Source organism: Kushneria sp. Sum13 (genome assembly GCF_052692355.1).
This window is the reverse complement of sequence record NZ_CP199847.1, coordinates 738,880-764,983: the sequence shown is the minus strand read 5'-3', so window position 1 is coordinate 764,983 and position 26,104 is coordinate 738,880. Positions and strand designations below refer to the sequence as shown.

Here is a 26,104-nt window from a genome sequence, read left to right as displayed (position 1 = left end):
TCTGAATTCAGCCTTGATATCGGGACAGGACGTACCAAAATTCATGAGTGGAAGGATTCGACGGCGTGCCATGACGACACGCCACGCCCGTGGACGCGGGCAGTGTTTAACCGGTCTCGACAAAAGGATGTGACTCATGAGCGGTGCCACCACACGTAATCTCAAGGACGCCAACCAGAAAACCGCAACAAAGCTCTACCCGACGCGCAACGATATTCCCGAAGGCGAGCGCGAAAAGGTTGTGGCGGTCATGAACGCTCGCCTGGCCGAGCTGATCGACCTGGCGCTGGTGATCAAGCAGGCCCACTGGAACCTCAAGGGCCCGCAGTTCATCGCCGTCCACGAGATGCTCGACGGTTTCAGAAGCGGCATCGATGCCCACGTCGACGAAGTCGCCGAACGTCTCGTTCAGCTTGGCGGTACGGCACTGGGGACGGTGCAGCAGGTTTCCCAGAACACCAGCCTTGACAGCTACCCGGCCAATATTCACCGCATCGAGGATCACCTCAAGGCGCTGGCCGATCACTACGCCGGCGTCGGTGCCACGGTACGCAAGTCCATTGATGACACCGACAAGCTCGGCGATGCCGACTCCTCCGATCTGCTGACCGGCGTCTCGCGCACGCTCGACAGCAACCTGTGGTTTATCGAGGCCCACATGCAGGAAGGCGCCTGAGTCAGCGGCTCATTCACTGGCCTGAGAAAACGGCAACGGGAGCACCCTATGGGGTGCTCCCGTTTTTTGTATGGCCAGCAAAACGCCGATAGATATGTCAGGGCATCTCGGGCATAAGCTCGACATCAATGATGGCGCCACGATGACCAATGACAGTGCCCGCCAGTCGGTGACCCCAGCGCGCTGATTTTTCGACATCGCCACCGGTCAGACGACAGGCCAGATAGCCGGCGCTGAAGGAGTCTCCCGCGGCGGTGGTATCCACCACCTTGTCGACCCGCTCACCGGCCACCTCGTAGCGATTGCCGTCGTGCTCGATCAGACAGCTCTCGGCGCCGCGCTTGATCACGATCTCGCTCACACCCTGGTCGCGATAAAACGCAAACAGGGCCTCGGGCGTTTCAAGGCCAAAAAGGGCCTGATCATCCTCAAAGGTGACAATGGCCAGATCCACCTGGGCCAGCAGCGCCTGGTGCGCCTGACGGGCGGTCTCGACATCGGCCCAGAGCCTGGGGCGATAGTTGTTGTCAAAGACCACCCTGACCCCGCGCTCGCGCAGGCCTGGCAGCCCCGCCAGCAGCCGCTGGCGGCCCTCGGGCGTTAAAATGGCCAGACTGATGCCGCTGAGATAGAGCGTATCCGTGTGTGCCAGACGCGCCAGCAGCTGCTCGCTTTCCTCACCATCCAGCATGAAGCGCGCCGCGGCTTCGCTTCGCCAGTAGTGAAAGCGTCGCTCGCCTGTCTCATCGGTTTCAATGAAATAAAGTCCCGGCAGACGCGACTCAAGGGTCATGACGTTACCAGTACCGACCCCTTCCAGGGTAAAGCGCTCACGCATGGCCTGGCTGAAACTGTCGCTGCCCAGCGCCGTGACGTACTCCACCTTCAGGGCATCGCCTGCCAGGCGCGCCAGGTAAGCTGCCGTATTGAAGCTGTCGCCCCCGAAGGTCTGATGAACGGACTGCCCCGGCCGGCCATGCATTTCGATCATGCACTCGCCCATAAGCGCGATGGTTGATGACAAGATGGTTCTCCCTTTGCATTGTGTTTTGCGACGATGCACCCGAAGCTAAAAGGACTCAAGCAGCAACGACATTTTCCAGGCGATACCTTCAAACGTCACGACGTTCCCGAGAGAACAGTTTCAGGAGATCCCATGGCACGACTCAAATGTTTGATCTTTGACTGCGACGGCACGCTGGTCGACAGCGAACCGCTGCTCGCCGAGGTACTGGCACAAACCCTGCCCGAGGCCGGTTTGCCCTTTAGTGCCAGCGACTATATGAACGAATTTCGCGGCGTGGTCTATGCCCATATCGTGGCAGAACTCGAGCAGCGTCATGGCGCCGTTGACGAGACCCTGAAAAAGGAGACCGAAACGCGCATGCGTGCACGCCTGATGGCGGGTCTCAAGGATAACCTGATCGTGATTGAGGGCATCGAGTCGGTCATGGAAATCCTGGCGCCGGACTATCTGTGCTGTGTGGCCTCCAACGGCCCGCTCAACAAGATTCGCCAGTCCATGGAGGTTTCCGGGCTGGGGCACTTTTTTGGCGATCACCTTTTCTCGGCCTACGAGGTGGGTCACTTCAAGCCGGACCCGAGGCTTTTTTTACACGCCGCACACGCCATGGGCGTGACCCCCGAGGAGTGCCTGGTCATTGATGATGCCCCGGTTGGCGTCACCGCGGCGCTGGACGCCGGCATGCAGGTGGCCCATATCAACCATTTCCCCGATGAGGAACAGACACCGGCACGCGCCCATGAACTCCTTCACATGAAGGATCTGCCCGCCCTGGTGGAGAGGCTCAATCAGGCACTATAACGCCTGATAGCGGTCCAAACCCCTGAATGGTCTTACGCATTGATGGAACGGAGAACACCATGGCACGCAGTGAACAGGAAGTGATCGACGGTCTGTTTTCACGCCTCAAGGAAGCCGAAGCGCAGACCGGCGAGCGTGACGCGAAAGCGCAGGCATGCATTGATGACCACGTGCGCGACCAGCCCGGCGCCCCCTATTACATGGCACAGACCATTCTGGTTCAGGAAGCTGCGATCAAGCGGCTCAATGCCCGGGTCGAGGCGCTGGAAAAGCAAAAAAGCGAGAAACGCAGTAGTGGCGGCTTTCTGGCCGGCATTTTCGGCGCGGATCAGCGCGAGGAACCCGCCAACGAGCGCGGCCGGGCGCCCGGTACATCAGGGCGCCCTTCCGCCAGTGGCCCGGGGCAGAACTGGCAGACCAACGGCCCGGCCTCAAGCGCCCCCGGCAATGCCCTGCGCGGCGGTGGCAGTGGCTTTCTGGGCGGTGCTCTGCAAACGGCAGCGGGTGTTGCCGGCGGGATGATGCTGGGCAACATGCTGATGGGCATGTTCGGCCATCACAACAGCGAAGAGATTGCCGAGGTCATTGAAGACCCGGTCGGTACTGACAGCCAGGCCGATCAGGTCAATGACATGGACAGCGGTGACTCCGGCACGGATCAGGGCGGTTTTGCTCAAACCGACTACGATGCGCAATCCGATGCTCCTCAGGATGACGCTGGTTTTCAGGATGACGGCTCCCTGTTCGGTGGGGATGATGGCGGCTTTGACGACTTCGACGAGATCTAGCCACTGCTGACCGGGTATCAGCTCACGGACCGGATCGACCCTCCGGATGGCGTTCGGGCATGGACATTTCATCCCGGCATCAGTACTATATGGCGCCTTCGGAGAGGTGGTCGAGTGGTCGAAGGCGCCGGTCTCGAAAACCGGAGTGGGTTCAGGCCCACCGAGGGTTCGAATCCCTCCCTCTCCGCCATATATGAAAAAACCGGCCCAGTGGCCGGTTTTTTTATGCGCGATCGTCTGGCTCTGTTTGTCCATCTACCCCTGGTAGGGCGTGGACTGTGCCGCCGAGCCTGATGCCGGTTGTATCGGCTCGGCCACGTGGCGCAGCTCGATATTGTGCGTGGTATTGATGGCCTGACCGTTGCAGTTCAGCTGGCGCAGACGGTCATTGCCGATGACCTGAAAACTCATGCAGCTGTCGGCGCTTTCAGGGTCGAGCCGGTAAATCACCGCCTGCGGGTCTACCTGATTGCCGCGCGTCACGACCCAGTCACCCGAGCGCGTTTGTACGTCCTGCTCACGGCCATTGCCCAGATACCGCTGTTTCAGCGTATAGGTCGACGCAAATCCGGTCATGCCGGAAGACACCAGCGTCAGCTCGGTATCGATCCCCTCGCAGTCGGCACATGGCAACACGCCCTGCCAGCTTTCTGCCACGGACATGACCTGCGGTGACGATGACACTTCCGGCTGCTGACTGCAGCCCCCGAGTGCCAGACCTGCTGCGGCCAGCATGATGCCACTGGAAAAAGCTCTTTTCATGACGCGCCCCCGTTTACCGTTAACTGTCCTGACCGTTATCGGGTCCTGACCCTGTATGACTATAAGCAAACGTAGTCGAGTCGCATCAAACTGTCGTGGCCTTCAAAAGACGATTCGATCGCGACCGCGCCCCTTGGCCTGATAAAGCTTCTGGTCCACGCCTTCCACCAGATCATTACAGTTCATGCCGCGCGCATTGATGATGCCGGCCGAGAAAGTGACCTGCAGCCCGCGCGGACTGAGATACTCGAGCGCCAGCGAGTGACGCAGGCGCTCAAGCGCCTGAAAGGCACCGCTGACATCAATACCCGGCAAGATCAGCATGAACTCTTCCCCGCCCCAGCGCACCAGAATATCGCTGACGCGCAACTGGCGTGACAGCACCTCGGCAAACTGCTGAAGCACCTGATCACCGACGGTATGGCCGTAGTCATCGTTGACGCGCTTGAAGTGGTCGATATCCAGCAGCGCCACGCTGATCTCCAGACCCTGACGTTCGGCCTGCTCAAGTGCCGCCTCAAGGCTGCTGATCCCGAATCGACGATTGCGAATGCCGGTCAGCTCATCGTGCGTGGCCAGATACTCAAGACGCACATTTTTTTCTTCCAGCGCCATCTCGAGTTTTTTACGCTCGCTGATGTCGACCAGAAAGACCACATCACGCGGCCGGCCGTCTTCTCCCTCGATGCGGACGCTTTCGACAATCACCGTATGGCGCTCGCCATTGCGCGCCACCAGCTCACACTCTCCAAACTGCTGGGTATGGCCGTGACCGCTGCCCAGTGCACCTCGATGCTGGCACTGCAGGTAGTGGTAACTGCTGTAGGGCACGAGCATCGAAAAGGATCGACCAATCAACTCGTGCTCTTCATAACCATGAAAGCGACAGTAAGCCGGGTTGACCATTTCAAAACGCCCGTCTTCGGTCAGCACACAGATGCCCATGGGCGTGGCATTGATGATGCTTGAAATACACTCCTGGCTGCGCCTGAGCTCTTCGTGCTGAACGATCTGGCGGGTACAGTCCTGAAGCACCAGCATGATTCGGGCGGTCTCACCATCACTGGCCAGTCGACAGCCGGTAAGACTCAGCGCCAGACGCCGCTGGCTTCCCTTGAAACCGATCCAGCGCACGCGCGGCGCCTGTCCATGCTCGATGATGTTGTCATCAAGACACCAGTCGTGAGCAGGATGGTCGCCCTTGTCGTCGGGATACCAGTGCCAGGGCTCATCCTCCTCGAAGGGATCGAAATGGTTCAAAAGGGTTCGGGCAGAATGGTTGGCACCTTCCAGCGTAATACGCTCGCCACACCGGTAGACCAGCGCTGCAATGTTCAGCTTGTCGAGTGCCTCGATGGACGGGCAGTCGTTGGCGGGCGGCAAACAATGACTCATCTTGTGATGATTACCTTCCATTACATAAAAATTACTCATGAACACATTATGAACGTCCGTTTCTGGCGCTTCCTGTCTGATTAACGCATTAATCATTTTCAACGCGAAAATGTATTGCAAAGGGTGCAAATGGCACAGGTCACATGAGCCGGAGGAGTACTGGGGAATGAAAAATGCTGAATGAAAAACATGCTTTGAGAGGAAAAGGGATAATGCTTCTTTATCAGTTAAGGGAGTGAACAACAGGGATTTTCAATCATCTCCTGCCGGCTCGAGTCACTGGCGAGGAGCAATGCTCTCGTTTTGGGGCTGGTTAAAAATATAATCCTGCCGGCCATCCGTTTTGCATACCCTGACACTGACATGTCTTTCCAGCGCCTTTTTTTCGGCCCATTGAACCGCCGTACGCCTGGTACAAAAGCGCTTGATGATTTGATCCTTGTCATTGCATACCAGCCATCGGCCGTTTTGCTTTCTCACCAGATAGCCAAATGACATTGTGATCTCTCTCTGACAGGGCCATGCCCATTATTGTTCACACAGACCTTTTATTTTTTCAGCAATGACTATAAGCCACGACCGATGTTTTGCCAGAGGCTTTTGCGACCGTATCCGGATGGTCGGCGCGTGCAATCATTTGATTTAATACCCGAAACGATTCATTTTTCAGCCACTGATATTTCGAATTGATGCGCGCATCGACTCGACTGGCGAGATGCCCCTGGTGCCTTTCCCGGCCAATTGCCACCCTCGGGTGCATGGCGGCACTGAAGGGGTACAATGACAGCAGCCAACAGATTCGACCCATTACTCCCACGCGAGGTAGACCATGACGTCCAGGGTATTCGTGGATGGCCAGGAAGGCACGACCGGCCTGAGAATTTTTGACTATCTACAGGCACGTGACGATATCGAGCTGCTGCGCATCGACAGCGACCGCCGCAAGGACCGCGATGAGCGGGCGCGTCTGATCAATCAGGCCGATGTCGTCTTTCTCTGCCTGCCCGATGAGGCCTCACGGGAAGCAGCCTCTCTGGTCGACAATCCCGATACCTGTCTGATCGATGCCAGTACCGCCTTTCGTACCGACCCCGACTGGACCTACGGCCTGCCGGAGCTGACGCCAAGCCAGCGCGCGCGTATTCGCGACAGCAAGCGCATTGCCAACGTGGGCTGCCATGCCAGCGCCTTTATCATGCTGGTTCGCCCGTTGATTGAGGCCGGCCTTCTGCCATCCGATTACCCTTTCTCGGCCTTTTCACTGACCGGCTACAGCGGCGGCGGCAAGAAGATGATTGCCGATTATGAAGCCGCGCGCGACGGCTCGCTGGACGCCCCGCGCCCCTATGCTCTGACACTTGACCACAAGCACCTGCCGGAGATGCGCATTCATGGCGGGCTCGACCGCTCACCGGTGTTCACCCCGATCGTGGGCAACTTCCTGAAGGGGCTGTCGGTCAGCATTCCGCTTCAGTGCTCCCACCTGCCCGAGGGCACCACTGCCGAGCGTATTACCCGTGCCTGGCAGGCGCACTACGACGGTGCCCCCTTTGTAAATGTCATGGCGGCCCGCGACAGCGAGGCGCTCGACAACGGCTTTTTCGACGTCACCGCCTGCAACGACACCAACCGTGTCGACCTGTGCGTCTTTGGCAACGAGGAAAGGCTGGCGCTGGTGGCCCGCATGGACAACCTGGGCAAGGGCGCCGCGGGGGCTGCCGTACAGAACATGAACATCCACCTGGGCCTTGAAGAGACCACCGGTCTGGCCTGTCGGCTCGACTGACCCCGACCTCCTGTCGCGTGTGCGACGCGGCAGGAGGTCATCTTTGGTCCAGCCGTAACGGAACTGTCGATGAAAGAGCGCGTCACCCCCTTTCAGCTGTTCATTCTGGTGCTGTCGATCTATGTCATCACCGCCATGGCCGTCAGCATGCTGGTGACGCTCCCGCCGGAGCTTTCCCGGCTGTTCCAGTACATGGACTACATCGTCTGCCTGTTCTTTTTCATCGATTTCTGTCAGCGCTTCATGCGGGCCGAGAGCAAGCTGGCCTACATGCGCTGGGGCTGGATCGACCTGCTGGCGTGTATTCCGGCGGGGCTTTTTCAGGGCGCACGCATGTTTCGCGTGGTGCAGGTACTTCGTGTGCTGCGCGCGATCAAGTCGATGGAAATGATCTGGCGGCTCTTGTTTCGCAACCGCGCCGAGGGCGTTTTTGCCTCGGCCGCCACCGCCACGGTGCTGCTGGTGGCCTTTGGCGCCATCACCATGCTGATGGTGGAAAGCCCCAACCCGGAGAGCCCGATCAACACGGCCGAGGATGCCCTTTGGTGGGCGATCGTGACCGTTACCACCGTGGGGTATGGCGACTACTACCCCGTGACGACGCTGGGCCGTGTGGTTGCCGTATTGCTGATGATCGGCGGCGTGGGTCTTTTCGGCAGTTTTGCGGCCTATATCAGCTCGATTTTCATTGCCGATGACAGTGAGCGCGAATCCCGCGAGGCCCGCGCCCAGCGCGACATGACCCGTGCCCTTTACCATCAGATTGTTGAGCTGACCAGCGAGGTCCGAGAGCTGCGCCAGCGGCTGGACCAAATGAACGATCCCTCCAATCCGTCTCCTTCGTCCTCGCCCCTGCCGCACCCTGATGACGAAAACCGTCCGAACCGGGACGCCTGATCCGAACCTTCATGCAGGAATGAGGCATAACGTCGCAATTGCATTACGCTTTATGAAAAGGGGGCAGCGCACGGCTCCCGATTCACATGCACCCATGCACAAGGCGATGACATGACCCAGACCGACCCGCAGCATCAAAAGGACGGGCAGCAACAAAAGGCTGCTCCCCCGGCCGACGACACCACCATGTTCATCTTTGGCGCCAGCGGGGATCTGGTCAAACGCCTGCTGGTGCCCTCGCTATACAACCTGGACCGCGACGGCCTGCTCGACCGCGGCATGAATATCGTGGGCCTCGATATCGCCGAGCACGATGACGAAAGTTTTCGAGGCCATCTCAAGGACTTCATCGCTGACAAGGCCGCCGACAAGCACGCCGAAGGCGGCGGTCAGGAGCTCGATGAAGCACACTGGCAGGATTTCGCCCAGCGCATTCATTATCTTCAGGGCGATTTTACCGAATCGGACATCTACACCCGGATCGGCCAATATCTCGACAAGGCGACCAGCGACAACGCCATCTTCTACTGCGCCACGGCACCGCGCTTTTTTGGCGAGATCGCGACCCAGCTGGGCCAGACCGATCTGATGAAGGAAGGCAACAACCGCTACCGTCGCATGGTGGTGGAAAAACCCTTTGGTCATGATCTCGAATCGGCCCGCGCGCTCAATGCCCAGCTGCTGGAAGTCATGAAAGAAGAGCAGATCTATCGGATCGACCACTTCCTGGGCAAGGAGACGGTGCAGAATATTCTGGTCGCCCGCTTTGCCAACGTGTTGTTCGAGCCCTTCTGGAACAATCACTATATCGATCATATCCAGATCACTGCCGCAGAGACGGTCGGCGTTGAAAAGCGCGGCAGCTTCTATGAAAAAAGCGGGGCCATGCGGGACATGGTGCCCAATCATCTTTTTCAGCTGCTCGCCATGGTGGCCATTGAGCCACCGGCGGCCTTCGGCGCCGATGCCCTGCGCAGCGAAAAGGCCAAGGTACTGGGTGCCCTGCGCCCCTGGCCCAGAGAAGAAGTGCGCGAGAACTCGGTGCGCGGCCAGTATCGTGCCGGCCGGCTTCAGGACGAGGACGTGCCCGGCTACCGGGACGAGCCTGATGTAGAAGAAGACAGCAACACCGAGACTTATGTGGCCATGAAGATGATGGTCGATAACTGGCGCTGGGTGAATGTGCCCTTCTATCTGCGCACCGGCAAGCGACTGAGTGCGCGCGACACCGAGATCGCCATCTGCTTCAAGCCGGCGCCCTACGCCCAGTTCCGCGGCACTGACGTTGATCGCATGAATTCCAACTGGCTGATCATCCAGCTTCAGCCCAACGAAGGCATGTGGTTCGACTTTCAGGCCAAGCGCCCGGGGCCGGAGCTTGAAATGGACACCGTCAAAATGGGCTTTGCCTACAAGGATTTCTTCGATCTGCCGGCCGCCACCGGCTATGAAACCCTGATCTATGACTGCCTGACCGGCGATCAGATGCTGTTTCAGCGCGTGGATACCATCGAAAACAGCTGGCGCGCCGTGCAGCCCTTTCTTGATGCCTGGTCAGAAGATGACAGCGTCGAGGTCTATGAGGCGGGTTCCGAGGGTCCGCAGAGCGCCAATGACCTGCTCGAACGCGATGGGCGTCAGTGGCACAAGATCGGCGAGGTCACAGGTCCCGGCGTGGCGCCGGTACCCGGTGGTTCACGTCGCCAAACAGACTAGGATGGAAGGCGAAGGCGCGTGGCGCCTTCGCCCTGTTTTACAGGTTCATAATGGTGATCGCTGCCCGGGCCTCGGTTCCGGCGCTACTGCGCCAGTTCGTCTCGCCAGCAGTAGTTCGGTACGAAACCGACCAGACGGCGCGCTTTCTCATTGCTGTAAAAGGTCTCGAACTCCCCCATCTCACGCTTGAGCGGCACATCCGGATAGAACCGCTCGATCACCTCGGCGCTGGTCAGACTCACCGATAGATCGTCATTGGCGACGTTGAATACCTGATAGCCCAGTCCATCCGTTTGCAGACAGCACTCGACCATCCGCCCCAGATCGCGAGCATCAATATAGGCAAAGATGTTACGACGGCGCAGCGCAGGATTTTCCATGAACGCCGGAAACATCTCACGGTACTCGTGCGGCTCGATCACGTTGTTGATGCGCAGGCCGTAGATATCGATGCCCGAACGCGTCTGGAAAGAGCGCGCAGTGACCTCGTTGACCACCTTGCTCATGGCGTAGCTGTCCTGAGGCACCGTGGGATGTTCTTCATCCACGGGCAGATAGTCCGGCTTTACCTCGCCATCGGCAAAACAGATGCCGTAGGTGGTTTCGCTGGAAGCAAAGATGACCTTGGGGATGCCCAGTTTGGTGGCGGCATCGAGCACGTTATAGGTGCTCAACGTATTGATGCGATACGTCTCGTTATCCGGCCGGTGCAAAATGGCCGGTATGGCCGCGAAGTGGACGATGGCATCGTAATTCGGCACGCCGGTGCCCGGTTCAAGCTCATCGGGGCTGGCATAAGCCCTGCAGGCATTGAAGACCTGGCCTGCATCGGTCAGATCGGTGGTCAGGTGCGCGATGCCCGGCGTATCAGAGGGTGCCCAGTCCAGATTGGTGACCCGATGTCCCTGGTCGCGAAGATAAGCCGTCGCATGGCGGCCGGCCTTGCCGCTACCGCCCGTAAACAGAATGCGCATGAAGCTCTCCCCGATTGATGAAACGATCATGACACTCTGGCAAGGAACGGTCCGTGGCGCCAATGCCCCTTGCGACCTGACCGGTACACCGCTCCCCCGGGTAGCCACACAACGTTCCTCCGAATCCGGCGACGTCTGCGCCAGCGGTGTTTACCGGCCAACGATGACGGCAATTCCCCGGAAGACCCTTCTTTTGTTCCTTTCTTATCCAGCGTTAATACCTTCCCTGATCTTCACCTTGTACCTCCTGGCGTACTGAACCAGATTGGAAAGGCACCCTTTTTATCAGTCGGCGACGCCATGACAACGCCGATTCTCCGGACCGTTTTGACAGAGAGGTCACGCCATGAAGGCGCTTTGCTGGCACGGCAAGAATGATATTCGCTACGACACGGTACCCGACCCCACCATCGAGGATGCGCGCGACGCCATCGTCAATGTCAGCAGCTGCGCCATCTGTGGCTCGGACATGCACCTTTACGACCATTTCATTCCCGCCATGGAATCCGGTGATGTGCTGGGGCATGAGTTTATGGGCGAGGTGATGGAAGTCGGCAGCGAGACGCGCAATCTCAAGGTCGGCGACCGCATCGTGGTGCCCTTTACCATCACCTGCGGTGAGTGCGAACAGTGTCGTCGTGGCAACTTCTCGGTCTGCGAACGCTCCAATCGTAACCGCGCGCTGGCGGATGCCGCCTTTGGGCACGCCGGGGCCGGCCTTTTCGGCTACTCGCACCTCACCGGGGGTTACGCTGGCGGCCAAGCCGAGTATGTACGTGTGCCCTTTGCCGATCATACCCATATCAAGGTGCCGGACACGCTCACCGACGAGCAGGTGCTTTTTCTGGGCGATATCTTTCCCACCGGCTGGCAGGCGGTCGTTCAGTGTGACGTCCAGCCCACCGATACCGTGGCCATCTGGGGTGCCGGTCCGGTGGGTCAGTTCTGCGTGCGCAGCGCGCTGATGCTGGGTGCCGAGCAGATCATCATGATCGACAACGTGCCCGAGCGCCTGGCCATGGCCCGTGCCGGCGGCGCCATCACCATCAACTTTGACGATGAAAGCGTGCTGGAACGGCTCAATGAGCTGACCCGCGGCAAGGGTCCCGAGAAGTGCATCGACGCCGTCGGCCTTGAGGCCCATGCCACCCGCTCGCTGGACAGCGTCTATGACCGTGTCAAACAGGCCGTGATGCTGGAAAGTGACCGCGCGCACGTACTGCGTGAAATGATCTACGTCTGTCGTCCGGCCGGGGTGATCTCGATTCCCGGTGTCTATGGCGTGCTGGTCGACAAGATCCCGGTGGGGGCCCTGATGAACAAGGGCCTGACGGTGCGCACCGGCCAGACCCATGTCAAACGCTGGGCCGACGATCTGCTGGCGCGCATTGATGACGGCCAGATCGACCCGTCCTTTGTCATCACGCACACCATGGGACTCGACCAGGGGCCGGACATGTATAAAACATTCCGGGAAAAACAGGATGGCTGCATCAAGGTGGTGCTCAAGCCATGATGTTTAGCGCTCCTTTACAACCAGGTTCTCCTTTAAGAGGCACTCTCGTCAAAAGGCACGTCAACAGGCAAAGGGAGGCACTGACATGACGACATCGCATCATCTGCCCGCCAATCCGGGCGATCATGGCGGCCCGCGATCGCTGGATGGCAACGACCGGCTGGCACGCCTCATCGGCTGGACCGGTGTGGGGCTGGGTCTGGCCGAGCTCTTCATGCCGGAGCGCATTACACGGTCGCTGGGTATCGAAGGCCGTGAGCACTGGGTGCGCGCCTGTGGCGTGCGCCAGATCCTTACCGGGATGGGGGCTTTAAGTGATCACCCGGGGCCGGCCCTCAAGGCCCGGGTGGTCGGCAACGCGCTGGATCTGGCGGCACTGGCCTGGGTGCGACGCGAGCCGCAGGCGCATCAGGCCAATATCAATGGCACGATGCTGGCGCTGGGTGTTGCCACGGCGCTGGAAGCCTAGTGTGCCGGCAAACTGCATGGCCGCCATAAATACATGGGCGGCATCACACCCGACTACAGCCGCCGCTCCGGTTTCCCAAAACCAGTCGCGCACATGCGCGGTATTGCAAAGGATTTCGAGACACCTGCGGACATGCGCGCGACGCTGCCCATGCCTCGCTACCAGCCCGGCGAGCCCCGCATCACCGGCTGATCTGTTCTGCCCTCAAACGGGACAGGGCAAAACCGGCAATGGCGGTATCCTGCACCCCGGTGCCGGTCAGATCGCATACCGTGATCTGATCGTGCCCCGTAAGAGGGGATTGGCCGGACGCTATCACCTGGCCCAGCTCCTGCACCTCAAAGGGCACCGTTTTGCCAGCCCAGGCCTTGAGTTCACCGTTGGTCTCGCTCTGGGCGCGGGTATCGGCCACGAACACATCGGCGCACGTCATCACGGACGCTTCGAGCTCCCGTTTTTCCGGACTGTCCGAACCCATGGCGGTGACATGCACGCCGGCAGGCAAATGATCGGCATTGAGCAGCGGCGATTTCGACGGTGTGGTGGTAATGATCACATCCGCCTCACGGCAGGCGCTTTCAATGTCGCCATGCACATTGACGGTGAGATCGGAAAACCGCGTTCGCATACGTTCGGCCCAGGTGTTGGCGCGATCGGTATCGCGCGCCCAGACATCGACGGTGTCGATATCGCGCACCAGCCTGAGCGCGGCAATCTGCAGCTCGGCCTGGACGCCCGCCCCGATGACGGTCGCGCGGCGGCTGTCGCCACGAGACAGATGCTTGGCGGTAATGGCACCGGCCAGCGCGGTACGAATATCGGTGAGATACCCCTCGTCAAAGAGCACGGCCTCGACCAGCCCGGTTTTGGCCGAAAAGACGATCATCAACCCGTTGAGACTCGGCAGGCCCAGTGACGGGTTGTCAAAAAAACCGGGGCTGACCTTGATGGCAAAGCGATCATGGCCGCGAATGTGGGCCGTCTTGACGTCAACCTCGCCGTTGGACTCCTCAATCGTCATGGAGAGAATCGGCGGCTGCACCACCCGGCCCTGCCCCAGCGCGCGAAAGCCGGCTTCCACGGCGTCGAGCGCGGCGTGATCAAGCCGAACAACGTCCTGAATCTGCGTGCGGTTGTAAAGCTCCATCCCTGCTCCCGTGTTCTGCATGATGGTTCATGGGTCGACCATGTTTTTTGCCCGCTGCCAGGTGGCCATATCTACACCGTTGCCGGACACGATCAGGGCGACCCGCTCCCCGCGAATATCGATGGCATGCTCCTCAAGCGCCGCGAGCCCGACGACCGCGGCGCCTTCTACCAGCATTTTCTCGGTTTCCAGAAAGTGCACCATGGCGCGAGCAATGGCATGCTCGCTGACCTGACAGTGATCGCTCATCACCTCACGCACCAATGGCCAGGTACAGCGGTTTTCAAGACCGATACCGCCACCCAGCGAGTCCGCCAATGTTTCGATCTCCTCGACCGCGATCGGATGCCCGGCTGCCAGACTCTCGATCATCGCGGCTCCCGCCATCATGCTCACGCCGGTGACCCGCACCGGCGGGTTGATCCCCCGTACGGCGCGTCCGATACCCCCCAGCAATCCACCGCCGGAAAGACCGATCAGCACCCGATCGAGGCCGGGGACGTCTTCCATCAGCTCAAGGCCGATGGTGCCCTGCCCGGCCACGACCAGCGGATCATCGAAGGGCTCGATCAACGTCATGCCCTCCTCATTGACCAGTCGGCGCGCCTCCACAAAGGCGTCATCCTGACTGCGCCCCACCGTGCGCACCTCGGCGCCCAGCGCCTCGATGGCAGCGACCTTGTTGGCCGGCACCAGTTCGGAGACGCAGATGATGGCGTGCGCCCCCAGCCGGGATGCCGCCCAGGCCACCGCCCGGCCATGGTTGCCGGTCGAGGCCGTGGTCACCCCGCGGGCAAGTGTGGCCTCTTCCAGCGCGGCAATGGCGTTCAGCGCCCCTCTGAGCTTGAAGGCCCCGCTGGGCTGCAGGGTCTCAAGCTTGAGATAGACCTCGGCCTCGAAACGCTCAGAAAGAGAAACGGATTTCACCAGCGGCGTTCTCGCCGCCTGTCCCGCAATCCGGGCGCGAGCGAGATAGATATCGTGCAGGGTCACGGGACAGCGGGTCATGGCGTTCTCTGTCGATGGAAGGCGGATGCGCCACGGTGTTTTACTCTGGAACTGCTTTACTCTGGAACCGTTCCACCCTGGCGCACGGGGCCGGCTGCTTCAAGGCAGCCGGCGTTGCGCCATGGCCTCAGCTGCCGGACGGCCCCGGCATGTTCCCCAGACAGAAGTACTTGGTATCAAGATACTCCTCCAGCCCCTGAGCACCACCCTCGCGGCCAAGCCCTGACTGCTTCACCCCGCCAAAGGGAATTGGTGCACCGGTCATCTTCAGTGTATTGACGCTGACCATGCCGTACTCGAGCCCGCGCATCATCTTCCAGATGCGTTTGACGTCGTTGCTGTAGACATAGGCCGCCAGACCATATTCGGTGTCATTGGCGGCCGCCACGACCACCTCGTCATCATCGAAGGCGCACACGCCGGCGACCGGTGAGAAGGTCTCCTCGCGAAAGACACGCATGGCCGGGGTAATGTCGGCCAGAAGCGTGGGGATAAAGAAGTTGGCGCCCGGCGCCATCGACTGGTTCCCGGCCACCAGCCGGGCACCCTGGGCGAGGGCATCATCGACGATGGCCTGAGCCGCCTCGACTGCGCGGCGATGGATCAGCGGGCCAATATCGACCTCCATCATGCCGCTGCCCACCTTGAGGGCTTTCATGTGCACGGCAAAGCGCTCCAGAAAGCGGTCATAAATACGGCGATGTACGAAGATGCGATTGGCGGCCAGACAGTCCTGACCGGCGGTCTGGAACTTCGCCGCCACCGCATCACGGGCAGCCTCGTCGACATCCACATCCTCACAGACAATAAAGGGCGCATTGCCGCCCAGCTCCAGCGACATGCGCTTGACGCTGCCGGCGCTCTGACGGATCAAAAGCTTGCCTACCCGCGTGGAACCGGTAAACGACACCGAACGCACCCGACTATCGGTGCAGAGCACCTCGGATACGGTGGCAGGCTCCCCGGTGACCACGTTAAAAACGCCCGGCGGGATGCCGGCGCGCTCGGCGAGTTCCGCCAGCGCCAGCGCCGTAAACGGCGTCTCGTTGGCGGGCTTGACGATCACCGGACAGCCCGCGGCCAGTGCCGCGCCTGCCTTGCGCGTAATCATGGCCAGCGGAAAGTTCCAGGGCGTGATCATCACCGACACACCCACCGGCTCCTTGAGCGTGCCCAGCAGGGCATTGGGAATATGACTCGGAATCGTCATGCCGTAGGCGCGGCGCGCTTCTTCGGCAAACCATTGAATGAAGCTTGCGCCGTAATCCACCTCGCCACGGGCATCGCGCAGCGGCTTGCCCTGCTCCAGCGTCATCAGATGGGCAAGGTCCTCGCGATGCTCCAGAAGAAGCTGATGCCAGCGATGGAGCTGTCGGCCACGCTCATCCACTGACAGCGCCCGCCAGCCGGCGAAGGCGCGCTCGGCCGCCGTCACGGCGCTGGTGATCTGCTCGGCGTCCAGCAGCGCGCAGTGTCCGAGGGTTTCGCCGTTGGCCGGATCCAGCACAGGCTCATCATGATTGCTGCGGCCGGCCGTCCATTGGCCATCGACATAGGCAAGCTGGCGAAAAAGGCGCGGGTCGTTGAGCTGCATGTCACCTCCTGGACGCAGGCGCGTCATGGATGCACGTGATGAAAAAGGAGGATGCCGGCAGCCGGTAAAGAGGCTGTCGCCACCTGCCTTCAAGCGTGACAGAGACGCCCGGGAGGTTTTTTCTGTCCCCGCGCCTGCCACCGTGACTTTTTTTTCTTATGCGCTGTGCAACCTGGTGTTTTTTTGGTCAATGTCGGTGCAGACCCGGACGATACGACAACCCGCAGACACAAAAACGCCGCCTCGAAGGGCGGCGCTGGCCAGCAGCAAAAGCAGTGGCGCTTCTTAATTCATCGTTTTCTGGTCGCTATCCATGTGCTCATCGACCCACTGACTGGCGACCTGCGCCGGATCGGCCTTGTCGATCTCGACACGATGGTTCATGTCCTGCAGATCTTCCGTGGTCAGGGTTTTTGACACGCGGTTGAGGCTATCGCGCATCTCGTCGTTTAACGCCTCAGTGCGTGCGATCGGCACGATGTTCTGGGCCGGCTCCAGATCCTTGTCATCCTTGAGGGCCACCCAGTTGTTTTCGGCAATGGCGCCCTGAGAAGAGAACATGCGCGCCACATCAATATCGCCGTTGGACAGCGCCCCACGGGTCAGCGGCCCACCGGCATCCAGTGAGCGAAAATTGGCAAACTCGATGTTATAGACCCGCTTGAGCCCGGGAATGCCGACATCACGTGTGCGGGTTTCCGGCGGCCCGCCCAGGGTCAGCTCACCGGAGACCGGTGCCAGATCGGAAAAGGTTTCCAGACCGTATTTCTCGGCAGTCTCGGAGGTGACCACCAGCGCATCGCGATCCTCGGCCGGCGAGGCGTCCAGCGCCTCGATCCCGTCAGGTAGAACGCTGCGCAGCGCCGTCATGACGTCCTCATTGTTGCGGGCGTCAACATGAGCCTCATCCTGATCAAGATACGTCATCAGTGCCCCGGAGTATTCCGGCAGCAAATCGATTTCACCATTGGTCAGCGCCGGGAACACGACTTCGCGCGAGCCCAGGTTGAGACGGGTGGAGACATTGACGCCGTCACTTCTGAGCACATCGGCGTAGATGTTGGCCAGAATCAACTGTTCAGGAAAATTGGTCGAGCCGATGGTCAGGCTCGCCTGAGCCTTGTCGCCATTTTGTGTGGTGTCCTTGTCGGTACGGTCATCGTCATCGCCGGAGCAGCCGGCAAGGGCTGCCAGTGCCAGCGCCCCGAGCCCCAGTTTCCATCCACGCCCCATGTCCATGTTCATAACCCTGATCCCTTTTGTCATGAAGTGCATTCCCTTGTGTTCGTCATTGGTCTGTCGATTCTGGCCCAGAGAGGCACTGCGTGCATCCTGCTACGGCCATCATCCCTGCTATTGTCATCATCCTTGCTGCTGCAGCCCTTTGGCCGTGATCAGCTTCTGAAGGCCCGCAAACAGAAGCTCGGTCACCATCGCCAGCACGGCCACCAGTATGGCGCCCACCAGCACCTGAGCGAGATCGCGCACGGCAAGTCCGTCGATCAGATAGCGCCCGAGACCGCCCAGCCCCACATAGGCCGCCAGTGTTGCCGTCGACATGACCTGTACGGCAGAGGTGCGAACGCCTGCCATGATCAACGGCATGGCGATCGGCAGTTCTACCTGCCACAGACGCTGCCAGCCGGTCATGCCCAGCGCCACGGCGGCCTGGCGTACGGCCGGGTCCACCTCGCGCATGCCGACAAAGCTGTTGGTGACCATCGGCGGAATGGCCAGCGCCACCAGTGCCACGATTACCGGAATGACGCCATAACCCGCCAGCAGAAAGACCAGGATGATGACGCCAAAGGCCGGAATGGCGCGCCCGATATTGGAGATGTTGATGGCCAGCAGCCCACCGCGCCCGCTATGCCCCAGGCCAATGCCGATCGGCAGCGCGATGGCGGCACCGATCATCGTCGAGATCAGCACGTAGGTGACATGCTCAAGAATATGGTCGGGGATACTGCCGGGCCCCTGCCAGTTCATCGGCTGGGAGAAGAAGTCGATCACCCCGGTCATGAGCGTCATGACATCACTGTTCATCAGCGCACTCCCCGCTGCCAGGGCGTCAGACAATACAAAAGACCGACCAGCGCCAGATCCACCGTGACCGCCAGCGCCACCGACAGCACAAAGCCGATGATCAAGGGCGTTGCAAAACTCAGGGTAAAGCCGGTGATGAAAAGCTGTCCCAGCCCGCCCTGGCCAATCAGCGCCGTCACCGTCACCATGCCGATGATGGTCACCGCCGCGATGCGAATACCCGCCACGATCACCGGCAGGGCAATGGGCAGCTCAACGGTAAACAGCCGCCGGGCCGGCGTATAGCCAAGCGCCCGTGCCGCTTCACGAACGATCGGCGACACCCCGCGCAGCCCCTGAACGATGTTACGAAACAGGATCAACAGCGTGTAGAGCGTCAGCCCGATCAGCGAGGTCGCCATTGAAAGCCCGGTGAAGGGCATCAGCAAAATGAACAGCGCCAGCGATGGGATGGTAAACATGACCCCGGTGACGGCCAGCGACGGACCATAAAGTCGCGGCCAGCGTACGGCCAGAAGCGCCAGCGGAAAGGCGATCAGGAAACCGAACAGGAGCGACAGCCCCACCAGCTGGACATGCTGCAACAGCGCCGCCGTAATCTGATGACTGTTGGAGACGACCCAGTCCCAGTTCATGACAGCCGCCTTGTCAGCTGCAGCTGATCGATCACGCCCAAGTAGCGCCCCTGAGCGTTAAGCACCGGCATGACCTCGCCAGGCGCACTGATCAGGGCATTGAGCGCGCTGCGCAGGTTGTCATGGACGTAAAGACGATGACGCCATGGCTTGAGCGGCAAGGAATCGATTCTTGCCCGATCGTCTGCCTGCTTGAGGGTGTCCCAGTCCAGCCAGCCCAGCGGCGCGCGCTGCTCATCGAGCACTACGATGCCACTGCTGCCGGCCTGCTGCAGGTAGCTGCGTGCCCGCGCCACAATCTCATCACGCGGCGCGGTCAGACCCGCATCCAGCTCCAGACTGTCAAGGCGCTCCAGCGCCAGACGGCGCAGTTCACGGTCGGCCCCTATGAAATCCACCACAAAGTCACTGGCCGGCGCCGAGAGAAGACGCGTTGGCGTGTCGAACTGGGCCAGCCTGCCGCCCTGGGCGAAAATGGCCACCCGATCACCGAGCTTCATCGCCTCATCAATATCGTGGGTCACCATGACGATGGTCTTTTGCACCCGGCGCTGCAGGTTCAAAAACTCTTCCTGCAGGTGCGCCCGCACGATGGGGTCGACCGCGGCAAAGGGTTCATCCATCAAAAGGATCGGCGGGTCGGCGGCCAGCGCCCGCGCCAGCCCCACGCGCTGCTGTTGTCCGCCGGACAGCTGATGCGGATAGCGCCCGGCCAGCGTGTCATCAAGCCCCACCAGTTCGACCAGCTCGGCGACGCGCTCGCGAATGCGCTTTTTGTCCCAGCCCAGCAGGCGCGGCACGACGGCAATGTTGTCGGCGATGGTCTTGTGGGGAAAGAGCCCCGAATGCTGCATGACATAGCCGATCTGGCGGCGCAAACGAGTGGCATCCACCGACATGACGTCCCGATCACCGATCAGAAGTCGCCCGTCACTCAGGGTTTCCAGCCGGTTGATCATGCGAAGCGTGGTGGTCTTGCCACAGCCCGAGGGCCCCACCAGCACGGTCAGCTCGCCGGCCGGCAGGGTCAGATCCAGCGACTCGACGGCCACCGTGCCATCGCCGTAGCGCTTGGTGACCCCTTCAAACACGATGGCACTGCTGTCGTGGGTATCACGATCTTCTGCGCGGTCACGTTGGCGATGATCATCCGTCAACGGCGTATCCTCCTGAAATTAAGTCAACGCTGCCCTGAACCGGCAGTGTGCTATCGATGGGCATCAGACCCAGTCGCGGGCCACGCCCGCCGCCTTGCCCGCCACCGGATCAAGCGTCGGCCGCGGCAGTGACGCGATACGCTGGCGTACGGCGGGTGTGTCGTCACCGCTGCGACAGATGTCCCAGTCTCCCTGCCCTCGCGGGTAGCCGGCCGTCACGGCAAAATCGTGGCTGGCACTGATACGACAGTGCCCGGTGCCCGCCGGCAGAACAATCACGTCACCAGCGCTGACCTCGATGTCTTCACCCTGCTCACCGCCCAGACGCAGTGTGGCGGCGCCGTCGTATACCCCCAGCACCTCGTGGGCGGTGCTGTGAAAATGGTGGTAATCAAAGACACCGCCACGCCACTGAACGGGCCAGCCATTTCGCTCAAAAAGGGCCTCAAGCGTTGCTACCATCGAAAGGCCGTCTTCTGGCGTTATGGCGCGATAGAGCAGCACGGGATAGCGGCTATTGGGAATGCGGCCATCCTCCTGAAACAAAAGGGTCTGCGGCTTTTTCATTCATATATCCAGGGGATGGTGATGCAGGCATCTAGTCGCTATCAGTACAGCAGGAAACGGGGCATTCTGCGACAAATATGCAAAGCTTCTAACGGCTGCGAGCGGTGCGATTATAGGCATGCACGGCGCGCTGTATTCGGGCCAGATAAGTATCCTCGACGCCCAGATCGCGCAGGCCTGCCACCGTGTTATCAAGATACTCAAGGCAGCTGCCCAGCACGCCGGTAGCCCGGGCCAGACGATGAACGATATCGCCATCCGAAAGCCCCGGCAGATAGCGCGGGTGGTCCGGATTGGCGATAAAGGCAATGCCCGGCAGCTCGCCCTCATCGGTGGCCAGCGTCACCCAGCACGGCACATAGGCACCGGTGATCATCTCGCGGCGCCACACCAGTAAAAGCTCGTGCGCCAGATGCTGTTCGCTGACCCGAAGCGCCATGCCCTCACTGTCCCCGCCGGGAATCAGGGCCAGCATCAGCCCCGGACATTCGGGTGTGCCGCGGCCATGCTCCAGATTCAGACAAAAGTCACGGTGATAGCCCTCAAGGCGCACGCGCCGGCGCTCCTCGACCTCGATACACGGGTTCCACACCAGCGAGCCATAGGCAAAGAGATACACGCCATCGATCTTCTCGGCGCAGGGCGGTCGATTCGAAAGCATCTCGTTGATCGAGTCACGAAAGGCGTCATTGGAGACAAGCCGCTCCTGCGGGTGGCATTTCTCGTAGTGGGCGCGCAGACGATCGGCCTCAAGCACCTCTCGCGTCATGGCCAGCGGTCGTTCCTCATCCGGCTGTTCGTTCATGGAGCGCCCTCATTCATGAAAGTCATCTCATCAAGCCTAACGTGAACGAGCCCTGAAAACGAAAGCATCGGTTGTGATAACGCCCGGCCCCAGCCATGGCGGCAGCATGACAGGGGCCGGAACAATGGCAACAAACCTGACGTCAGTGGCCGCCCTCCAGCGTCCTGCGCGCCGTACCACGACGCAAAATGGCATGCAGGATAATGGCGCCGAAGGTGGCGGTGCCAATGCCATCAAGTGTGAACTGGCCAAGGCTCAGCGAGAAATTGCCGGCCCCCAGCACCAGCGTGACGGCGACCACGATCAGGTTGGCGTTATCCCCCAGATCCACGTTGTTCTCGATCCAGATACGCGCACCGGCCACGGCAATCAGACCGAACACAACAATCGATGTGCCGGCCAGCACCGGCCCGGGGATGGTGTGAATCACCGCCCCGAAACGAGGCGAAAAGCCCAGCAGGATCGCAAAACCGGCGGCTGCAACGAAGATCAGCGTCGAGTAGACCCTGGTGACGGCCATGACGCCGATATTTTCGGCATAGGTCGTCACGCCGGTACCCCCGGCCGACCCGGAGAGCATGGTGGCCAGGCCATCACCCAGAAAGGCGCGCCCGATATAAGGATCAAGGTTGCGCTGGGTCATCGCCCCGACCGCCTTGATGTGGCCCAGATTTTCGGCGACCAGAATCACCGCCACCGGCGCGATCAAAACCATCGCATGGGTGCTGAACTCGGGCGCCGTGAAGGTCGGCAGGCCAAACCAGGCCGCCTGCGAGATCGCCGAGAAATCGATCGGCGTCCCCCAGCCCAGGCCGTTGGTGACCACGGCGTAGATCATATATGCCGCCACCAGACCGACAAGAATCAGAAGCCTTTGCAGCATGCCGCGGGTGAAGACTGCCGCCAGCCCCACACAGAGAATCGTGACCAGCGCCATGATGCTGTCAAAGCTTGAGCCGGAAACGCTTGAGACCGCGACCGGCGCCAGATTGAGCCCGATGGTCATGACGATCGCCCCGGTCACCACAGGCGGTAGCAGCACTTCAATCCACTGTGTGCCCAGTCCCATCACGATCAGTCCGACCAACGCATAGATGGCCCCGCAGGCAATAATGCCGCCCAGCGCCAGACCAATACTGGGGTTGCCCCCACTGCCGGCATAGCCGGTAGCGGCAATCACCACGCCGATAAAGGCAAAACTCGAGCCCAGATAGCTCGGCACGCGCCCGCCCACGATCAGGAAAAACAGCAGGGTGCCAATGCCGGACATCAAAATGGCCAGATTGGGATCAAACCCCATTAAAAGCGGCGCCAGCACGGTCGAGCCGAACATCGCGACCGCATGCTGAATGCCCATGATCAGCGTCTGGCCGGCGCTCAGACGCTCGTCGGGCGCGACCAGCCCGCCCTTGCCAGCGTCGGCCGGTTGCCAGCGTGGAAACCAAGATTGTGCCATCTCGTGTCTACTCCAGACTTGTCATCAAATGCGATATGGCGCGCATTCTATCGCCCCGCACATTTTGATGCTCACCTGCGATGAAAACAGATCAAACACGCCTTGTTGACCGCTGACATCTCAACCTTTCGGCAGCCTCGCCATAGACGGCGCGCAGCGGCGAAGTAATGACTCCGAAATGCCCTTCGAAACCTTACTTAACGGTATAAATAAACAGGGCATGCGCCACAATCAATCAGGGAGTTCTGGTGGCAACGTCTGATATCGTAGGGCCACAACAGGTGATGATAAATGATGCTCCGATGACCGATGATCAGCCACACCAGACCAGCCGCCCCACTGCGGACAAGCGCCGTAGTGGCGTTGAGAAACGCCGGGCCGTCATGCGCAGCGCTGCCCTGCACTTTTTTTCGCGCTTTGGCCTGCACGGCACCAGCCTGGATCAGATCGCCGAGCGGGCGGGCGTCTCCAAGACCAATCTGATCTATCACTACCCGACCAAGGAAGTGCTGTATACCGCGGTGTTACTTGAAACGCTCGACATCTGGATCGCCCCCTTTCAGGCACTGCAGCCCAACGTCGAGGCCCTGCCCGCCATCCGCCACTACATTCGTCTCAAGCTGGAGCTCGCGCGCGATCATGCCGAAGCCTCGCGGCTTTACTGTCTGGAAGTGGTGCAGGGCGCACCGCTTTTAACCCCTCTGCTGGAAGGCAGCGTAAAAGCGCTGATCGATGACAAGGCAGGCGTTATCCGGCAGTGGATCGCACGCGGTGACATTGCACCGACCGATCCATGGCACCTGTTTTATCTATTGTGGGCCACCACCCAGCACTACGCTGACTTTGCTGTCCAGATTGAAACCATTTCAGGACAAACGCTGGCAGATCCGGACTTTATGGAGACGGCCGTCACCAATCTTCAAACGATCATCATGGCCGGACTCATGCCTCCCCGGCCCTGATTCAGGTTAATTTTTTTACTCAACAGACTCCCCTGCCCTGAACTACGCTTGAGCTATCAGGCCGGAGGCCGAAGCGCCATAACGCTTTTCACGACAGGGAGTCGATATGCAACGTCATGATTATCTGATCATCGGAGGCGGCATGGTGGCCGCCAACGCCGTTAACGGCATTCGCGAGCACGATAAAACGGGCAGCATCGCCATTCTGGGTGCCGAACCCGACGGCCCCGTCACACGCCCCGCGCTTTCCAAAAAGCTCTGGACCGACCCGGAGTTCACTTATGACAAGATCTGGATGACACCGGAAGAGGATGAGAACACCACGCTCTATACCGACATGCGCGTAGAACGCATTGATCGTGATGAGAAAACCGTCACCACAGCCTCGGGTGAAGTGCACGGCTACGGCAGGCTGTTGCTGGCCACCGGCGGTGCGCCCGTGACGCTTGATGGCCTGCCTGCCGGCGATCGTGTGCTCTATTTTCGCACCGTGCGCGACTACGACCGTCTGCGCGAGCTGTCGGGCGAACAGCGTCATATCGTGGTGGTCGGCGGCAGCTATATCGGTACCGAAATTGCCGCGGCGCTGGTGCAAAACGAGACGCAGGTCACGCTGGTCTATCCCGAGGAAGTGCTGGGCGGCAAGATGTTTCCGCCGTCGCTGGCCAGTCGCTATCACCAGACCTATCTGGATCAGGGCGTCAAGCTGCTGGGCAGTCGCCGCGTCGAAGGTGGCCGGGTCAACGGCGATCACGTCATTCTGACACTGGATAACGACAGTACGCTGGAAGCCGACGCGGTGGTGTTCGGGCTGGGGGTGACGCCCAATGTCGAGATTGCAGAACAGGCCGGCCTTGAAGTGGATGGCGGTGTGGTCGTCAACGAGCAGTTACGGACCGCGGATGAGCATATCTTCGCCGCCGGCGACGTGGCCTGCTATCCGGACCGCATTCTGGGTCGCCGACGCATCGAGCACGTCGATCACGCCAACCAGTCCGGGGTCACTGTGGGTCATATCATGGCCGGCAGCAATGAGACCTACGACCACACGCCCTATTTCTACTCCACCGTGTTCGACATGGCCTACAAGGCCGTCGGCACACTCGACAGCTCATTCGAAACCATCGAGGACTGGGCCACACCTCAGGAGCAGGGCGTGGTGTATTACCTCGATAACGGCAGGGTTCAGGGGGTGCTGCAGCTCAACATGGACCCGGACAAGCTCGCTGAGGCCCGCCGGATACTGGCCGACACCTCGGAGCAGAGTGAAGAGACGCTGGTTGGGCGTATCGAGATCAGTTGATTGTGATTCGCTGTCGTGTGGCAGGCGTTCACGACAGTGCCAGGCGCATGACGTAGTCGGTATCCACGACCTCTCCCATTCGGAAGTCGTGGGTCCCCACGACCTCGAATCCCATGGATCGGTAAAACTCAATCGCGCTGTGATTATTTTCCCAGACGCCCAGCCAGACAAATCAGCTGTTGGAGGCTCTGGCAAAGGCCATGGCCCTGTCAAAAAGCACTCGCCCGAACCCTTGTCCCTGAAACGCCTTGAGAAGATCGATCCGCTCGATCTCGATACTGCCCTCTTCCCGAGACTCGGTTTGTGCATCGCCTCGGTTCACCTTTAGATAGTCTGCCATTTGACCCTCGACCTCGAGCAGCCAGAAATCTGACTGTGGGTTACCGAGCTCGCAGGCCACTGCGTCAGGGTCAAAGGCGCGATCAAGATACTGCGCCATGACGTCAGCGTCATAATGGCTCTCAAACGTCTGACGATAGGTCTCGCGGCCAATATCGGCGACCTCCATGGCATCCGCCGGGCCACATTTTTTCAACACAATCGCCATGACATCCCCCTGAAACGATTTGAGCCTTTCGGACAACGCTTTCGATACGGCCCTGCCCGCTCACCTGTAACGG

Annotated in this window: 26 protein-coding genes and 1 tRNA gene; 11 read left to right on the top strand and 16 right to left on the bottom strand. The window is 60.4% G+C overall.

Translation table 11 applies throughout. The features are described from left to right. The first annotated feature begins 136 nt into the window (after positions 1–136). A complete protein-coding gene (gene dps / locus ACUN8C_RS03635) occupies positions 137–676 on the top strand; it encodes a DNA starvation/stationary phase protection protein Dps (protein WP_445620944.1) in 540 nt (179 codons plus the stop codon). Between the two features lie 97 nt (positions 677–773). On the opposite strand, the gene ACUN8C_RS03630 is transcribed toward dps, so the two are convergent. Continuing rightward, the gene (locus ACUN8C_RS03630) at positions 774–1,700 is read right to left on the bottom strand and encodes a sugar kinase (protein ID WP_445620943.1); all 927 of its coding nucleotides are present in this window, start codon (positions 1,698–1,700) and stop codon (positions 774–776) included. 132 nt (positions 1,701–1,832) lie between these two features. On the opposite strand from ACUN8C_RS03630, the gene ACUN8C_RS03625 reads away from it, so the two are divergent. The 3 genes from ACUN8C_RS03625 (at position 1,833) to ACUN8C_RS03615 (ending at position 3,479) form a co-directional block, all read left to right on the top strand. Continuing rightward, complete coding sequence (locus tag ACUN8C_RS03625) at positions 1,833–2,501, top strand: HAD family hydrolase (protein WP_445620942.1); 669 nt, start codon at positions 1,833–1,835, stop codon at positions 2,499–2,501. Between the two features lie 59 nt (positions 2,502–2,560). After that, the gene (locus ACUN8C_RS03620; RefSeq protein WP_445620941.1) at positions 2,561–3,289 is read left to right on the top strand and encodes a DUF2076 domain-containing protein; all 729 of its coding nucleotides are present in this window, start codon (positions 2,561–2,563) and stop codon (positions 3,287–3,289) included. Positions 3,290–3,389: 100 nt separating this feature from the next. After that, positions 3,390–3,479, top strand: a tRNA-Ser gene (locus tag ACUN8C_RS03615). 65 nt (positions 3,480–3,544) lie between these two features. Here the strand turns inward: ACUN8C_RS03615 and ACUN8C_RS03610 are convergent. The 3 genes from ACUN8C_RS03610 to ACUN8C_RS03600 form a co-directional block, all read right to left on the bottom strand. After that, entirely contained in the window at positions 3,545–4,051 is a 507-nt protein-coding gene (locus ACUN8C_RS03610) for a copper resistance protein NlpE (RefSeq protein WP_445620940.1), read from the bottom strand. Between the two features lie 102 nt (positions 4,052–4,153). Continuing rightward, the gene (locus ACUN8C_RS03605) at positions 4,154–5,485 is read right to left on the bottom strand and encodes a sensor domain-containing diguanylate cyclase (RefSeq protein WP_445620939.1); all 1,332 of its coding nucleotides are present in this window, start codon (positions 5,483–5,485) and stop codon (positions 4,154–4,156) included. A 237-nt stretch (positions 5,486–5,722) separates the two neighbouring features. Further along, a complete protein-coding gene (locus ACUN8C_RS03600) occupies positions 5,723–5,944 on the bottom strand; it encodes a DUF2188 domain-containing protein (RefSeq protein WP_445620938.1) in 222 nt (73 codons plus the stop codon). Between the two features lie 331 nt (positions 5,945–6,275). Between ACUN8C_RS03600 and argC the strand changes: the two genes are divergently transcribed. The 3 genes from argC to zwf all read left to right on the top strand — a co-directional run bounded on the left by argC (position 6,276) and on the right by zwf (position 9,845). Next, a complete protein-coding gene (gene argC / locus ACUN8C_RS03595; RefSeq protein ID WP_445620937.1) occupies positions 6,276–7,232 on the top strand; it encodes an N-acetyl-gamma-glutamyl-phosphate reductase in 957 nt (318 codons plus the stop codon). Between the two features lie 69 nt (positions 7,233–7,301). Next, positions 7,302–8,129 carry an ion transporter gene (locus tag ACUN8C_RS03590; protein ID WP_445620936.1) on the top strand — a complete coding sequence of 276 codons (828 nt, stop codon included), beginning with the start codon at positions 7,302–7,304 and terminating at the stop codon, positions 8,127–8,129. 111 nt (positions 8,130–8,240) lie between these two features. Beyond that, positions 8,241–9,845, top strand: coding sequence for a glucose-6-phosphate dehydrogenase (gene zwf / locus ACUN8C_RS03585; RefSeq protein WP_445620935.1), 1,605 nt, complete (start codon positions 8,241–8,243; stop codon positions 9,843–9,845). Positions 9,846–9,928: 83 nt separating this feature from the next. Here zwf and ACUN8C_RS03580 read toward each other — a convergent pair whose 3' ends face one another. Further along, positions 9,929–10,819 carry an NAD-dependent epimerase/dehydratase family protein gene (locus ACUN8C_RS03580; RefSeq protein ID WP_445620934.1) on the bottom strand — a complete coding sequence of 297 codons (891 nt, stop codon included), beginning with the start codon at positions 10,817–10,819 and terminating at the stop codon, positions 9,929–9,931. A 346-nt stretch (positions 10,820–11,165) separates the two neighbouring features. Here ACUN8C_RS03580 and ACUN8C_RS03575 point away from each other — a divergent pair, with 346 nt between their 5' ends. Continuing rightward, positions 11,166–12,335, top strand: coding sequence for a zinc-dependent alcohol dehydrogenase (locus tag ACUN8C_RS03575; protein WP_445620933.1), 1,170 nt, complete (start codon positions 11,166–11,168; stop codon positions 12,333–12,335). An 85-nt stretch (positions 12,336–12,420) separates the two neighbouring features. Then, positions 12,421–12,804: a hypothetical protein gene (locus tag ACUN8C_RS03570; RefSeq protein WP_445620932.1), complete on the top strand. Its 384-nt coding sequence runs from the start codon at positions 12,421–12,423 to the stop codon at positions 12,802–12,804. A gap of 181 nt (positions 12,805–12,985) precedes the next feature. On the opposite strand, the gene ACUN8C_RS03565 is transcribed toward ACUN8C_RS03570, so the two are convergent. The 10 genes from ACUN8C_RS03565 to ACUN8C_RS03520 all read right to left on the bottom strand — a co-directional run bounded on the left by ACUN8C_RS03565 (position 12,986) and on the right by ACUN8C_RS03520 (position 23,219). Next, a complete protein-coding gene (locus tag ACUN8C_RS03565) occupies positions 12,986–13,972 on the bottom strand; it encodes a cyclodeaminase (protein WP_445620931.1) in 987 nt (328 codons plus the stop codon). A 6-nt stretch (positions 13,973–13,978) separates the two neighbouring features. Next, positions 13,979–14,959: a hydroxyectoine utilization dehydratase EutB gene (gene eutB, locus ACUN8C_RS03560; RefSeq protein ID WP_445620930.1), complete on the bottom strand. Its 981-nt coding sequence runs from the start codon at positions 14,957–14,959 to the stop codon at positions 13,979–13,981. Positions 14,960–15,086: 127 nt separating this feature from the next. Continuing rightward, a complete protein-coding gene (locus ACUN8C_RS03555) occupies positions 15,087–16,580 on the bottom strand; it encodes an NAD-dependent succinate-semialdehyde dehydrogenase (RefSeq protein ID WP_445620929.1) in 1,494 nt (497 codons plus the stop codon). A 258-nt stretch (positions 16,581–16,838) separates the two neighbouring features. Next, positions 16,839–17,798 (bottom strand): ABC transporter substrate-binding protein, encoded by a 960-nt coding sequence (locus tag ACUN8C_RS03550; RefSeq protein WP_445620928.1) that lies wholly within the window; start codon positions 17,796–17,798, stop codon positions 16,839–16,841. Between the two features lie 117 nt (positions 17,799–17,915). Next, a complete protein-coding gene (locus ACUN8C_RS03545; protein WP_445620927.1) occupies positions 17,916–18,599 on the bottom strand; it encodes an ABC transporter permease in 684 nt (227 codons plus the stop codon). Continuing rightward, positions 18,599–19,234, bottom strand: a complete 636-nt coding sequence (locus ACUN8C_RS03540) for an ABC transporter permease (protein WP_445620926.1) — start codon at positions 19,232–19,234, stop codon at positions 18,599–18,601. Before ACUN8C_RS03540 ends, ACUN8C_RS03545 begins: the two co-directional genes overlap by 1 nt. Next, positions 19,231–20,391 carry an ATP-binding cassette domain-containing protein gene (locus ACUN8C_RS03535; RefSeq protein ID WP_445620925.1) on the bottom strand — a complete coding sequence of 387 codons (1,161 nt, stop codon included), beginning with the start codon at positions 20,389–20,391 and terminating at the stop codon, positions 19,231–19,233. The genes ACUN8C_RS03540 and ACUN8C_RS03535 overlap by 4 nt, the downstream gene beginning before the upstream one ends. A gap of 63 nt (positions 20,392–20,454) precedes the next feature. Next, positions 20,455–20,958: a cupin domain-containing protein gene (locus ACUN8C_RS03530; protein WP_445620924.1), complete on the bottom strand. Its 504-nt coding sequence runs from the start codon at positions 20,956–20,958 to the stop codon at positions 20,455–20,457. An 88-nt stretch (positions 20,959–21,046) separates the two neighbouring features. Continuing rightward, the gene (locus ACUN8C_RS03525; protein ID WP_445620923.1) at positions 21,047–21,763 is read right to left on the bottom strand and encodes a gamma-glutamylcyclotransferase; all 717 of its coding nucleotides are present in this window, start codon (positions 21,761–21,763) and stop codon (positions 21,047–21,049) included. Positions 21,764–21,905: 142 nt separating this feature from the next. Then, entirely contained in the window at positions 21,906–23,219 is a 1,314-nt protein-coding gene (locus ACUN8C_RS03520; protein ID WP_445620922.1) for a solute carrier family 23 protein, read from the bottom strand. 302 nt (positions 23,220–23,521) lie between these two features. Here ACUN8C_RS03520 and rutR point away from each other — a divergent pair, with 302 nt between their 5' ends. Both rutR and ACUN8C_RS03510 read left to right on the top strand, forming a co-directional pair. Continuing rightward, on the top strand, positions 23,522–24,181 hold the full coding sequence (gene rutR / locus ACUN8C_RS03515; RefSeq protein WP_445620921.1) for an HTH-type transcriptional regulator RutR: 660 nt from the start codon (positions 23,522–23,524) through the stop codon (positions 24,179–24,181). Between the two features lie 106 nt (positions 24,182–24,287). Further along, the gene (locus ACUN8C_RS03510; protein WP_445620920.1) at positions 24,288–25,484 is read left to right on the top strand and encodes an NAD(P)/FAD-dependent oxidoreductase; all 1,197 of its coding nucleotides are present in this window, start codon (positions 24,288–24,290) and stop codon (positions 25,482–25,484) included. 172 nt (positions 25,485–25,656) lie between these two features. Here the strand turns inward: ACUN8C_RS03510 and ACUN8C_RS03505 are convergent, their stop codons facing one another. Beyond that, the gene (locus ACUN8C_RS03505) at positions 25,657–26,031 is read right to left on the bottom strand and encodes a GNAT family N-acetyltransferase (RefSeq protein WP_445620919.1); all 375 of its coding nucleotides are present in this window, start codon (positions 26,029–26,031) and stop codon (positions 25,657–25,659) included. Positions 26,032–26,104: the final 73 nt, after the last annotated feature.